12 protein-coding genes are annotated in these 12,852 nt (G+C 63.6%); 8 read left to right on the forward strand and 4 right to left on the reverse strand.

What is annotated here, in order from left to right:
• Window positions 1-77: 77 nt before the first annotated feature.
• From J3474_RS20970 to J3474_RS20995, 6 genes are all read left to right on the forward strand, one after another.
• A complete protein-coding gene (locus tag J3474_RS20970) occupies window positions 78-536 on the forward strand; it encodes a cupin domain-containing protein (protein WP_013836694.1) in 459 nt (152 codons plus the stop codon).
• Complete coding sequence (locus J3474_RS20975; protein WP_207095486.1) at window positions 533-1,846, forward strand: Xaa-Pro peptidase family protein; 1,314 nt, start codon at window positions 533-535, stop codon at window positions 1,844-1,846. The genes J3474_RS20970 and J3474_RS20975 overlap by 4 nt, the downstream gene beginning before the upstream one ends.
• Window positions 1,847-1,861: 15 nt before the next feature.
• Complete coding sequence (locus tag J3474_RS20980) at window positions 1,862-2,866, forward strand: thiamine pyrophosphate-dependent dehydrogenase E1 component subunit alpha (RefSeq protein WP_207095487.1); 1,005 nt, start codon at window positions 1,862-1,864, stop codon at window positions 2,864-2,866.
• Between the two features lie 13 nt (window positions 2,867-2,879).
• Window positions 2,880-3,872 (forward strand): alpha-ketoacid dehydrogenase subunit beta, encoded by a 993-nt coding sequence (locus J3474_RS20985; protein ID WP_013836697.1) that lies wholly within the window; start codon window positions 2,880-2,882, stop codon window positions 3,870-3,872.
• A 12-nt stretch (window positions 3,873-3,884) separates the two neighbouring features.
• Window positions 3,885-4,127 (forward strand): biotin/lipoyl-containing protein, encoded by a 243-nt coding sequence (locus J3474_RS20990; protein ID WP_207095488.1) that lies wholly within the window; start codon window positions 3,885-3,887, stop codon window positions 4,125-4,127.
• A 73-nt stretch (window positions 4,128-4,200) separates the two neighbouring features.
• Window positions 4,201-6,558 (forward strand): membrane-bound PQQ-dependent dehydrogenase, glucose/quinate/shikimate family, encoded by a 2,358-nt coding sequence (locus J3474_RS20995; protein ID WP_207095489.1) that lies wholly within the window; start codon window positions 4,201-4,203, stop codon window positions 6,556-6,558.
• 78 nt (window positions 6,559-6,636) lie between these two features.
• Here the strand turns inward: J3474_RS20995 and J3474_RS21000 are convergent, their stop codons facing one another.
• On the reverse strand, window positions 6,637-7,170 hold the full coding sequence (locus tag J3474_RS21000; RefSeq protein WP_207095490.1) for a VOC family protein: 534 nt from the start codon (window positions 7,168-7,170) through the stop codon (window positions 6,637-6,639).
• 187 nt (window positions 7,171-7,357) lie between these two features.
• On the opposite strand from J3474_RS21000, the gene J3474_RS21005 reads away from it, so the two are divergent.
• Window positions 7,358-8,716, forward strand: a complete 1,359-nt coding sequence (locus tag J3474_RS21005; RefSeq protein WP_207095579.1) for an SRPBCC family protein — start codon at window positions 7,358-7,360, stop codon at window positions 8,714-8,716.
• On the forward strand, window positions 8,713-10,059 hold the full coding sequence (locus tag J3474_RS21010) for an SRPBCC family protein (RefSeq protein ID WP_207095491.1): 1,347 nt from the start codon (window positions 8,713-8,715) through the stop codon (window positions 10,057-10,059). The genes J3474_RS21005 and J3474_RS21010 overlap by 4 nt, the downstream gene beginning before the upstream one ends.
• A 94-nt stretch (window positions 10,060-10,153) precedes the next feature.
• Here J3474_RS21010 and J3474_RS21015 read toward each other — a convergent pair whose 3' ends face one another.
• From J3474_RS21015 to J3474_RS21025, 3 genes are all read right to left on the reverse strand, one after another.
• A complete protein-coding gene (locus J3474_RS21015; protein WP_207095492.1) occupies window positions 10,154-10,906 on the reverse strand; it encodes an SDR family oxidoreductase in 753 nt (250 codons plus the stop codon).
• Window positions 10,907-10,957: 51 nt separating this feature from the next.
• Window positions 10,958-11,878: an SDR family oxidoreductase gene (locus J3474_RS21020; protein WP_013836704.1), complete on the reverse strand. Its 921-nt coding sequence runs from the start codon at window positions 11,876-11,878 to the stop codon at window positions 10,958-10,960.
• 157 nt (window positions 11,879-12,035) lie between these two features.
• A complete protein-coding gene (locus J3474_RS21025; RefSeq protein WP_013836705.1) occupies window positions 12,036-12,692 on the reverse strand; it encodes a TetR/AcrR family transcriptional regulator in 657 nt (218 codons plus the stop codon).
• Between the last annotated feature and the right edge of the window lie 160 nt (window positions 12,693-12,852).

Below are 12,852 nucleotides of genomic sequence, written 5' to 3' on the forward strand. Positions count from 1 at the left end.
GGCTGACCCATTTCTCAGCTGACGTGCACACGGCGCTGCCAGCACAAGACAGAACAGAGCCAAAGAGGAGAGCGACCATGACGAAAGAACACGATCCGGGAAAACTGGGTGACCTCATCGTCAACATCAACGACTGCCGCGAAGTCGAGCTCGGCACGGGCACGACGATCCGATTGCTGCGCTACAGCGAGGAAACCGGCGACTGGGTCTTGTGGGTCCACATGGAGCCGGGCGCAACTTTCGCGCCGCACTGGCATCTCGGGCACGGGCAGTATTTCGTGACCAAGGGCGAACTGATCTACGACGTCGGCTCGGCGCCGGCAGGGACCTACGGATACGAGCCGATCGGTTCTCGACACAGCGAAGCGCGCTGCGATGAAGTCACCGAATATCTGTTCATGGGCCACGGCGCAGTGGCCTTCACCGAAGAGAACGGCGAGATCCGCTTCATCCTCAATCATGAGTTCCTGCGGGATGTCGCCAGCGGTGAGGTTCGCTCCAACATCGCCAACGAAGGAATGGAAGAAGCGGCATGACGAGCGCGTCCAACCCGCGCGCGGACCGCCTGCGCGCCATGCTTGCCGCGGAAGGGCTGGACGCAGTCGTGCTCAGCCACCCGCACGATGTGCGCTATGCGACGGGCTATCACTCCGTCCTCGAACGTTGGGGCCAGATGGAGCCGGTGGCCGCCGCGATCGTCTACGCCGATCCGGACAAGCCGCTTACCCTGGTCATTCCCGAGGCGAACCTGGGCATCGTCGCCGTCCTCAACCGTCAGGAAGAACGCTGTACCTTCGGGGAAGTGCGCACGTTCGACATGCTCAACTTCTGCGAGGTGAGCCGCTACATCGATCCCGATCGCAAGGGTGGGCAACTGGCGCACGATGCCATGTCGCTGGCCGGGGCGATTGCCGGAGAGTGCCAGGGCGACATCGTCGCCGCGATCGCTTCGGCATTGGCCGATAACGGCATGACCGGAAAGGCGATCGGCTTCGATGAGCCACGCGTGTCGGAGAAGCTGCGCTCACGGCTGGAGCACCGGTACTCGGACGCGCTCGACTTCCTGATCCGGGTGCGGGTCGTCAAGACCGAAGAGGAACTGGCGCGCTATCGCAAGGTGGGCAGGATTGCCGACGCGATCATCGCCCATGCCGGCTCAATTCTTCATGAAGGTGCGGACTGGAACGACGTGCAGGCGCGCATCTGCGATTTCATGGTCCGCCACGAAGTCATCCCCGTCGACGAAGGCGCCATGCTCTTCGGCGGCGCATACGAGCAGGATGACTTCATCCCGGACCTGTTCCGCACCCAGGGCAACCGGGCCCTGCGGCGCGGCGATATCGTCATCCTCGAAACCCAGGGCATCCATGATGGCCTCTGGGTCGACATCAACCGCACCGCCGTCATCGGCGAGCCGAGCGCTGAATACCGCCGCCAGCACGATATCCTGCGCGACGCCTTCCTGATTATGGTGGAGCAGCTGCGTCCGGGCGTCCGCACCGCCGACCTCCCGCAGATCGGGTATGAATACCTGAAGTCGAAGGGCGTGGCCACGCCGGAGAAGCTGCTGGTCGTCGCCCACGGGATTGGCCTCATGCCGCTCGAAATCCCGCTGCCCTATCCTTCCGCCGGCCTTGCCGGGGTGAAGCAGGGCTTCGTCCTCGAGGAGGACATGCTGATCTCGCTCGACAGTCTCTACTTCGGCGCGAAGCTCGGCCCCTGCCACATGGAAAACGTCTACGCGATCACGAAGGACGGGCCTGAGTCGATGTACCAGGCCCCGCTCGAACTGATCGTTGCCCAAACCGCGGACCGCGCCATGGCGCAGCCTGCCGGTGCTGCTTGAGAGAGGAACGATAAGATGAGCCTTGCAGGCGACAACGATCGCAAGATCGAGAAGTACCGGCGGATGCAGCGCATTCGCCAGTTCGAAGCGAAGGCGGAGGCCATCCATGCCCAGGGCGAGATTCCGGGCGCCCTGCATACGTACGCGGGAATGGAAGCCTCTGGCGTCGGCGCCTGCATGGCGCTGCGCGACGACGACTACATGGTCGGCAATCACCGCAGTCACGGGCATCCGATCGCCAAGGGCGCGGCCCTGCGCCCGCTCATGGCCGAGCTGCTCGGCAAGGCGACCGGCGTGTGCAAGGGCAAGGGCGGCTCGATGCACCTGTCCGATTTCGCGATGGGCAGCCTTGGCGAGACGAGCATCGTCGGGTCGGGCGCCCCTGTCGCCGCAGGCGCGGCACTGGGCGCCAAGCTGCAGGGGCTGGACCGCGTGGCGCTCTGCTTTTTCGGCGATGGCGCGTCGAGCGAAGGCGCGGTGCATGAAGGCATGAACCTGGCCGCAGTGTGGAAGCTGCCCGCGATCTTCGTATGCGAGAACAACCGCTTCGGCATGTCCACGCCGACCAGCCATGCCGTTGCCGGCGAAAATGTGGCGGATCGCGCCAAGGGCTATGGCATTCCCGGCGTGATCGTCGACGGACAGGATGTCGACGCCGTGGAGGATGCGGTGCGCGAGGCCGTCGATCGTGCCCGCGCAGGGCTGGGGCCGACGCTGATCGAGACCAAGACCTATCGCTATGGCGATCATGCCGTGAACATGGGCCGCGAATTGACCCCGCGCGGACCGGAGCATGACGAGTGGCTCGGCCGGGACCCGATTGTGTTCTACCGGGCGCGGCTGGAAGCGGCCGGAGTGTCAGCCGACGATCTCGACGCCATCGAGAAGGCGGTTGCCGAAGAAGTGGCCGATGCGCTGAGCTTCGCGCGCGAAAGCGCTTATCCCGAATTCGAGGAAGCCTTCGATCATGTCCTGGTCGAGCGACTTCCCATTCCCGACGACGTCCGGGCCCACGCCTGAGGAGGAGAGCGACATGGCAAAGGCAACCTATCTCGAAGCGATCCGGCAGGCCCAGATGGAGGAGATGCAGCGCGACGAACGCGTCTTCATGATGGGCGAGGATATTCGCTGCAATGTCTTCGGGACCACGACCGGCTTCGTCGACATGTTCGGCGAGGAACGCGTGCGCGACACGCCGATCTCGGAAAACGGTTTCATCGGCGCAGCCGGAGGTGCGGCGATGGTCGGCATGCGTCCGATCGTCGATGCCACGATTTCCTCGTTCCTGTTTCCGGCGATGGACCAGATCTGTTCGATCATCGCCAAGTCCCGCTACATCTACGGGGGGCAGGCGCGTCTGCCGCTGGTGCTGCGTTCATGCCTGTTCTACGGCAATTCCAACGCGGCGCAGCACTCCGACCGGCCCTATTCCATGTTCATGAACATGCCTGGCCTCAAGATCATCGCCCCCTCCAATGCCTATGACATGAAGGGGCTGCTCAAGGGCGCGGTGCGCGATGACAATCCCGTCCTCAGCTTCGAGGATTCGACCTGCTGGATGAACAAGTCCGAGCTTCCCGACGATCCCGATTTCGTGATTCCGCTGGGTAAGGGCGATATCAAGCGCGAAGGCACCGACATCAGTGTCATTGGTGTTGCCGGCGGCGTCAACGTGGCTCTCAAGGCCGCCGAGCAGCTGGCCAGGGAAGGCATCTCGATCGAAGTTGTCGACCCGCGCACGCTGGCCCCGCTCGATCGCGACCTGATCGTGCAGTCGGTGCGCAAGACAGGCCGCGCGATCTGCGTCGATCCCGCGCACATGACGTGCAGCGCGGCCAGCGAGATTTCGGCCACGATCGTGGAACATGCGTTTCACGCCCTGCGCGCTCCCGTCGTGCGCGTCACGACGCCGGATACCCATCTGCCGTTCAGTCCGCACATCGAAAAGCCGCTCTATCCCTCGGTCGAGCGGATCGTCGATGCCGCCCGCAGGCTTGTCGGCGCGGCCGCATCGGTTCCGGCCTGAGGAGGAAGACGCATGGCGCAATTTACGGTCGTTCTCCCGCAATATGGCATGGGAATGCAGGACGGCGAAATCGTCAAATGGCTCAAGGGTCCCGGGGACAAGGTCGAAGAAGGGGAGAATCTCGTCGAAGTCGAAGCGGCCAAGACCACTGTGGAAGTGCCTTCGCCGGTTTCCGGAACCCTGCTGGAAATCGTCGCCCAGGAAGGCGAAACGGTCGATGTTCGCGCGCCGATTGCGGTGATCGAAACCGGCTGATCTTCCGCGCCTGCACAGAAGGTGCCGGCTATGGATCGGTGACAGGACGATAAGGGTAGGGGAGAGCATGAGTATGGCGCAAGTGAACAGGTCGCCGCGCTGGCCGCGATGGTTGGTCGGCGGATTTCTGGCAATCGTGGGTCTGGTCCTGGCCGGCGGAGGCCTGCGCCTCGTCCTGTTGGGCGGTTCTTTCTACTATTTGCTTGCAGGGTTCGCCTGCCTCGCCTCGGCGGGCCTGATCTGGCGTTCAGATCGCCGGGGGCTTTGGGTCTATGCCGCGATGCTGCTGGCAACGTTGGGCTGGGCGCTGTGGGAAGTGGGCGGAGCTTTCTGGCAATTGCTGCCGCGCCTTGCCGGGCCCGCGCTGATCGCGCTGGTCCTTGCCCTGCCGCCCGCACGCCGGGCGCTGACCGATGCCGGGGACAAGGCCACGCGCTTTCTTCCCGGCGCAGCGGGTCTGCTGTGCGTTCTCGTGCTCGTTGTCGCTTACGCCAATGTTCCGGTCTATCTGGTCGGGGCAGGCAGGATGGCACAGGCGATCCCGGTGCCGGCAGTGGACCCGGGTGCAACGCAATGGACGGCCTATGGCGGCAATGCCTCGGGTACGCGTCATTCGCTTGCCGGGCAGATCACGCCGGGCAACGCGGCGAAGCTGGAGAAGGCCTGGTCCTTCGAGACGGGCGATACGGTCGAGAAGCGGCCTGAAATCAAGGTGCCGATTTCGTTCATGGCAACGCCGCTGATGGTCGATGACCGGCTCTATTTCTGCTCGCCAACGGGCAAGGTCTTCGCGCTCGATGCCGATACCGGCAAGCAGCTGTGGATGCGCGATCCCCACGCGAAGCCCGGCAATGCCCAGATGTTCAATTGCCGGGGCGTTTCCTATCACAGCGACCCTGCCGCGAAGGGTGCATGCGCCAAGCGCGTGATCAGCGCGACTCTGGACGGTCGTTTGCTCGCCAGCGATGCCCTGACCGGCACGCCTTGCAGCGATTTCGGGAAGGACGGCAGCGTCGATCTCGATGCCGGCATGGGGCATATCGATCCGCTCATGTCCTACACGACTTCGCCGCCAGCGATCGTGGGCGATACCGCGATCCTGGGGTCCTATGTGCGCGACAACTTCTCCAGGTTCGATCCATCGGGCGTGGTTCGCGCCTATGACGTAAAGACCGGCAAGCTGCTCTGGGCCTGGGACAGCGGCCGTCCCGACGATGCGCCAATGCCCGGCCCGGGTGAGGGCTGGACGCGCGGTTCGGCAAATGCCTGGAGCGCGTTCAGCGCCGACCCGAAGCTCGGCCTCGTCTATCTGCCCACCGGCAATGCCACGCCCGATCATGTCGGCACCCACCGCACGCCGATGCTGGAGCGTTATGCGAGTTCGATCGTGGCGCTCGACGCGGCGACCGGCAAAGTGCGCTGGCATTTCCAGACCGTGCATCACGACTTGTGGGACTACGACGTGCCCGCCCAGCCGGTGCTGTTCGATTTCCCGGTCGGCAATCGCACGGTCCCGGCGCTTGCCGCACCGACCAAGCGCGGCGACATCTTCATCCTCGACCGCGCGACCGGCAAGCCGCTCGTCGGCGTAGAGGAGCGTGCCGTGCCCAAGGGCACCTTGCCGGGGGAGACGTATTCGCCGACCCAGCCTTTCGTGACCGGTTTTCCCTCCTTCGCGCCCGATCCGCTGACCGAGGCGGGAATGTGGGGGACAACACCGCTCGATCAGATGTGGTGCCGCATCCGTTTCCGATCGCTGGACTATTCCGGGGCCTTCACTCCGCCTTCCGAGCGGGGCGCGATCCAGTGGCCGGGGACATTCGGGATTCTCAACTGGGGCAGCGTCAGCATCGATCCGCAGCGGCACCTGATGATCGTCAATTCCTCGGCAGTGCCGCAGGAGGTACGGCTGTTCCGGCACGGTGCCGATACCGACAGGCCCGCTGATGCCAGGGATTCGCATGCGCCCGGCTACCTGCCGCAGGTCGGCACCAATTACGGCGTGAGCCTGCTGCCGATGCTCTCGCCGCTTGGCATTCCCTGCGAGGCGCCGCCCTGGGGTCATATCGCCGCGATCGACCTGAAGACCCGCAAGCTGGCCTGGAAGCGCAAATTCGGTACGTCGCAGGATACAGCGCCACTGGGCATTCAGGTGCCGGGTGCCTTCAACCTGGGCGGTTCGGTAAATACCGCCAGCGGCGTGACCTTCATCGGCGCTTCCATGGACAACTACGTGCGCGCCTTCGAGACGGCGACGGGCCGCGAGTTGTGGAAGGGCAGGCTTCCCGCAGGCGGCCAGGCGACGCCGATCACTTACGTCTCGTCGAAGACCGGCAGGCAGTATGTGGTGATCGCATCGGGCGGGCACATGTACATGGGCACGACACCGGGCGACTATGTCGTTGCCTTCGCACTGCCCGCCTCTCGGTAAGTGCTGGCTGGACTATAACGGAAGAGGCGGGGCAGCCGGATCGCTCCGGCTACCTTGCCGCAGCCGCGCGTCCCGGCGTTACAGCGAGCGACGGCCTTCCTTGCCGTCCCAGTTGTCGACGGCTTCGCGGATCATGGCAAAGGTTTCGTGCATGGCCGGATAGGGCTCGATGATCTCTATGATCGGGCTGAGACCCTGGCGGGCGGTGTCGAGGTAGGCGAAGCGCGAGAGGGGCAGGCGCCCTTCCAGCAGGACGGGCACTGCCTGTGCACGCACACGCGCCATGCATGCTTCGTAGTCGTCCACGAAAGTCCCGAAATGGTGGACGCCGCTTTGGCCCGATTCCAGGAATTCGCGATAGGTGGAAGGAGCGGTGCCCGGCTGGATCAGCTCGATCATCGTGTCCCCGCTGTAGCTCACGGCGATCGCGCCGAAAATGTCGGCGTCGAGCGGAACGGCCTCTTCGCGCACGGCCAGCTCCTCGAAGGGCAGAGGCAGCGGGAACTCGAAGAAAGGTCCGACCCCCATCGCGCCGGTCCAGTGGTCGATCGCCGCGTCCACATCGGGCACGACATAGGCGATCTGGAATGTCTTTCCGTAAGTCAGGCTCATCTTTCGTCTCTCCCGTGCCGCTGAATATCGAACAATTCGCAAAGCAGCTTGCAAAACAATCATGACTGTTTTTTAATGCAAGTCTACCCCCCGCGGAGTCGGACAGGCGAGAAGCCGGACCGGGGGAAGGATCAGGACGGCAAGTTGAGACGCCGTTACAAATCCCAAATGGAGAGGGATGACCATGATGAAGCTCGATTTCGACGACTGGAATATCCACGTCGGCACACCTCATCCGTTCAACGAGCGTGCGCCGCAGATCGACAACGGCACCGGCCGCCCCGCACCGGAACGGTATTTCGATCACGACTTCATGCGCGAGGAATGGAACAAGGTCTTCGCCAAGAGCTGGCTGCTGGCGGGTCCAGCCTCCGACATCCCCGAGGAGGGCGACTTCTTCAAGTTCGACATCGGCCCCGAAAGTTTCATTATCGTGCGGGGTGACGACGGCGAGATTCACGCGCACTACAACGTTTGCCCGCACCGTGGCAGCCAGCTCGTGACGACCGACTTCGGATCGCTCGAGCGTTTCACCTGTCCGTTCCATAGCTGGAAGTTCGACCTCGAGGGCAAGAACGTTGCCGTCACGGACGAAGAGACTTTCCGCCCCGAAGTGCTGTGCCACGACCGCAACCTGACTTCGGTGCGCTGTGAAGTCGCGGTCGGTCTCGTGTTCATCTCGATGGATCCGCAGATCGAGCCCCTGAAAACGTGGCTCGCCCCGATCCTGCCGCAGCTCGAGCTTTATGACATCGACCAGATGTACGTCGTCCAGCACCGCCGGTCCGATTGGGGCGCGAACTGGAAAGGCGGTGTCGATGCCTTCGCGGAAATCTACCATCTTCACGCGGTTCATCCCCAAACCCAGTGCCTGATGGACGATCGCACCCAGATCGACCTGTGGCCGGGCGGCCTGTCCCGCCAGTTTGTTCCTTTCGCCCAGCCTGCCGCACGCTATCCTGATCAGGAGACGGTCAATCCGGGCATCCAGCTCATGCTCCGCGATGCCGGCATCGACCCGGAAAATTACCAGGGTACGGCGGCGCAGACCCGCGAGGCCGTCCAGCAGGCCAAGCGCAAACGCTCGGAGGAACTGGGCCTGGGATACGAGCGGTTCAGCGACAGCCAGCTCAGCGATTCGGTGGTCTATTCGCTCTTTCCGAACGCGCAGATCGGGTGCCATCCCGAAGCGATCTTCCTTCATCGCTTCGTCCCGCATGAGAGCGACCCCAACCAGTTCACCTACGACACCTGCATCCTTTATCGGCACGTCGATGCGCCGGGGTACAGTGCTCCTGCCTGGATGGGGCTCGGGGAAGATGTCGATCTATCGGGAGCCACGCGCCCGGAGATCGTGCATACCGGGCTTGGCGAACCGCCCGGGCTCGGCGAAGTGCTGGATCAGGACTCCGATCTCCTGCCGATCGTCCAGAAAGGTGCGCGTTCGCGCGGTTTCCGCGGTCCTTTGTGGAGCGAGCAGGAAGGCCGTCTGCGTCACTTCCACGCCGAGCTGGATCGCCGGATGAAAGGGGAGAAGAGCGCGTGAACTATGACCCCAGAAGCTGGGCAGTTCACAAGGGCTCGCAGCATCCCTTCGACAAGCCCGCCCCTGCGATAGATAACGGGACGGAGCGGCTGGATCCGACCCGCTACACCTCGCCCGAGTTTTTCGCGCGGGAATGGGAAAAGGTATTTACCAGGACATGGCTGCTCGCCGCACCGTCAAGCGACCTGCCCGAGGCGGGCGACTGGGTGAAGTTCGACATCGGTCCCGAGAGCTTCATCGTGGTGCGGCAGAATGACGGGTCTGTCGCTGCCCACTACAATGTCTGTCCTCATCGCGGCAGTCAGTTGGTGACGGGCGAGATGGGCAGTCAGGACAGTTTCACCTGCCCGTTTCATTCCTGGCGTTTCGGCCTCGACGGCAAGAACGAGAAGGTCACCGACGAGGAAACCTTCCGGCCGGAAGTCCTGTGCCATGGCACCGACCTTACAACGGTGCGCGCCGAGGAGGCGGTCGGTCTGGTGTTCATCTCGATGTCGGACGACGTGCCGCCGCTGAAGGAGTATCTGGGGCCCCTGCTGCCCATGCTCGAGACCTATCGGATCGACCTGATGCATGTCGTCCAGCATCGCCGGTCGGATTGGGCGGCGAACTGGAAGGGCGGGATCGATGCTTTCTACGAGAGCTATCATCTCCACGCGATCCACCCGCAGACGATGGGCGTGATCGACGATCGCACCCACATCGATCTGTTCCCCGGCGGGCTGAGCCGCCAGTTCGTACCGATGGCGCAGCCCAACTCGCACTTTCCCGATCAGGAGGGAATCAATCCGGGCATCGCCATGCTGCTGGCCGACGCCGGGATCGATCCGCAGAGCTTCTCGGGCACGGCGATGGAAAGCCGCGCGGCCGTTGCCCATGCCAAGCGTGAGCGCGCGGCGAAGATCGGGCTCGACTACTCGCACTTTTCCGATGCGCAGCTGACCGACAGCACCATTTTCGGGATCTTTCCGAACATGCAGATCGGTTGCCATCCCGAAGCGGTCTTTCTCCATCGCTTCAAGCCGCATGAAAGCGATCCGGAGCAGTTCACTTACGACACCACGATCATGTACCGCCACGTCGATGCGCCCGGTTACGGGGCTCCCGGCTGGATGGGGCTTGGCAAGGAGGTCGATGTGACCGGAGCGACAAGGCCCGAAGTCGTCCATACCTCCCTGGGTGAGCCGCCGGGAATGGGCGAAGTGCTGGACCAGGACTCGGACCTCTTGCCGATCGTCCAGAAGGGCGCGCGTTCGCGCGGATTTCGCGGCCCGCTCTGGTGCGAGCAGGAAGCGCGCCTGCGCCACTTCCACAAGGAACTGGATCGCTGGATGGAAAACTAGAAGCGCGGCCCTGGAGGCCAGCCTTGCGCTTTTGCCCTCGCCGCTGCGAACCGCCTCAAGGCAGGTCGCAGCGGCGAATTTTCTTGGGCCCAGATCAGAACGGGCGGATTGTCACGCCATTGTCGATGACCATTTCCGCGCCGTTGATGAAGCGCGATTCATCGGAGGCCAGGAACAGCACGAGGGCGGCGACGTCCTTGGGGTGGCCCGGCGTTCCCGGGGGCAGGACGCCCTCGGCCACTTCCTGAGGCGCGCGGCCTTCGGCGGTCTGCACCATCGGCGTCTCGATCGCGCCGGGGTGGACCGAATTGCAGCGGATCTTGTAACCCTTTTCCTGGCACATGACGGCGACCGACTTGGTCATCGCCCGCACCGCGCCCTTGGCGGCGGAATAAGCGAAGAAGATCGGATAGCCGAGCAGGGCCCCGGTCGAACTCATGTTGATGATCGAACCGCCGTCATTGCGGTTCATTAGCGGGATCGCATGCTTGCAGCCCAGGAAGACGCCGTCCGACATGATCGCGTTGACCCAGCGGTACTGCTCCAGCGTCGTGTCCTCGACATCGGCATTGAGCACGACGCCCGCGTTGTTGACGAGCACGTCGAGCCGGCCAAAGCGCGCCTCGATTTCCTGCATGACCGCGATCCATTGAGCCTCGTCGGAAACGTCGAGCGCCATGGCGAGTGCGCCGTTCCCGATCCGGTCGGCTACGGCCAGCGCGGGCTCGAGTTTGACGTCAGTCACCACCACGGTCGCGCCCTCGTGCGCCAGGGCTTCGCAATCCGCAGCGCCCAGACCCGACCCGCCGCCGGTAACCAGCGCGACTTTGCCTTCTACCCGGCCCATCCTCTTCTCCCGATTCGTTTAAGCTTGTTTTGGTGCAGATTGAGCGCCGCTTCAGGCCGCGCCGTCTTCGCTGAAATAGTCCGGCATCCCGGCCGGCCAGATGACCCCCCACTGCGCCTGTCCACCGTCAATGATCAACAGGTCGCCATTGATGAAGCGGGCTGCAGGCGAAGCAAGATAGGCGATCGCCTCGGCCACGTCCCAGGCATTGCCGCGCATCTTCATGGGGTTGGCCTTGTGGAAGCGGGCAAGCGCCTCTTCGGGATACATGCGGAAGCCCTCGGTTTCGATCACGCCGGGACCGATACAGTTCACGCGAATGTTCCAGCGCGACCATTCGGTGGCCAGCGTCTTGGACAGGTAGATCACGCCGGCCCTCGCGGCGCAGGTATGCGCAGCCTGCGGCATGCCGCGCTCGACGTTGGCGACGATATTGATAATGTTTCCGGGCTTGCCGATTTCGCGCCAGCGCTTGGCGGCTTCCTGCATCATCCACCAGGTCCCGTTGAGGTTGGTATCGATGACGGCAAGCCAGCCCTTGCGGGAAAAGTCGATGGCATCCTGCGGGAATTGCCCGCCGGCGTTGTTGACGATGGTGTCGATGCCGCCGAAGTGGCTGTGCACCTTGTCGATCAGCGCCTCGACCGCTTCCGGATCGCGAATGTTGGTAGGCACGGCGAGGACTTCGCTGCCGGTTTCTTCGCGTACCAGCTTGACCGTGGTTTCGAGTTTTTCCGGGTCACGCCCGCAGATCGCGACCTGAGCGCCAAGCCTTGCAGCGAGGTAGGCCGCGGCCTTGCCCATGCCACTTCCGGCGCCTGTGATCAGCACGGTCTGTCCGGCGAGCAGGTCATCGCGGTAGATCGTCGTTTGCGTGCGCAGCGAATCGTCGTCCAGTCCCCGGCGCGGCCGGTCGGGACCGTCGTCTTCGGGCCGGAAGATCTTGGGTTCGAAGGTCTTTGGGGCGCTCAATTCGTTTGTCCTTGCTAATCAACGGCAAGGGCCGGACTGCGCCGTTTGTTCCCTCTGCCGGAAAGCAACGTAACGCCAGAGCATCAAAAAGACAAACAAGATTGTTTTTAAGGATGTCGGGCGGCTCTCGCGGCGCCTGGGCCTGCGGTGTTTGCGATCAGGATTGCTCTCGCGGCATGAGCTCGCGAATCTGGTTTTCGAGGTGTTGCAGCATAGCGGGAACCTTTTCGGAAGACATCGCGCCCGTCTGGACCGCGATCGACATGCCCTCGAGTATCGTCTGCGAAAGGTTCATGGCCAGGTCGAACTTTTCGGGAGAACTGCGCCATTCGGGGAACAGGGCCTGTGCCTGATCGTTGAAGCGCGCGCGAAACTCCTCCTGCAGCGGTACCAGGATGTCGGACAGTTCCTTGTCGGTGCGCGCGGCGACGGCCAGCTCGTGGAAGGCGATGAATCCGGGCTTCTGAACCTGCGCCCAATAGGTCTCGGTCAGATTGTCGACATCGTGTTCGGGCTTTTCCGCGGCGCGACGAAAGGCGCGCAGGCGCCGCTCGTGCAATTCGATGATCGTGGCCTTGATCAGGGCCGCGCCGTTCTCGAAGTGGTGCATCATCGCACCGCGCGAAAGTCCCGCCTCCTGCGCGACGCGCGGCGTCGTTGTGTTCGCGTAGCCGTACTTGACCAGGCAGCGGATCGTGGCCTCGATCAAGCGGCTGCGCGTCTGCGCAGCCTTGGCGGCCTGCAGCGTGCCGCCGGTGCTGCGGCTCGGGGCCGCCTTGGCGGTGCGGGTCGACTTGGTGCGCGATAGGGCCATGTGATTCGCCTGAAATTATCGAACCGCCAAATGCTGCGGCTAGGTGTTTGGACAGGCCCTGTAATCCCAATGCAATATTGAGCGCAAGCACGGCGAGTCGCCCAGGCACTGCGCTGTTGGCGCAAACGGCCTGCCCGAAACGCCACCATGCTCTCCAAAA

Origin of the sequence: Novosphingobium sp. PY1, assembly GCF_017312445.1 — a bacterium.
GTDB lineage: Bacteria > Pseudomonadota > Alphaproteobacteria > Sphingomonadales > Sphingomonadaceae > Novosphingobium.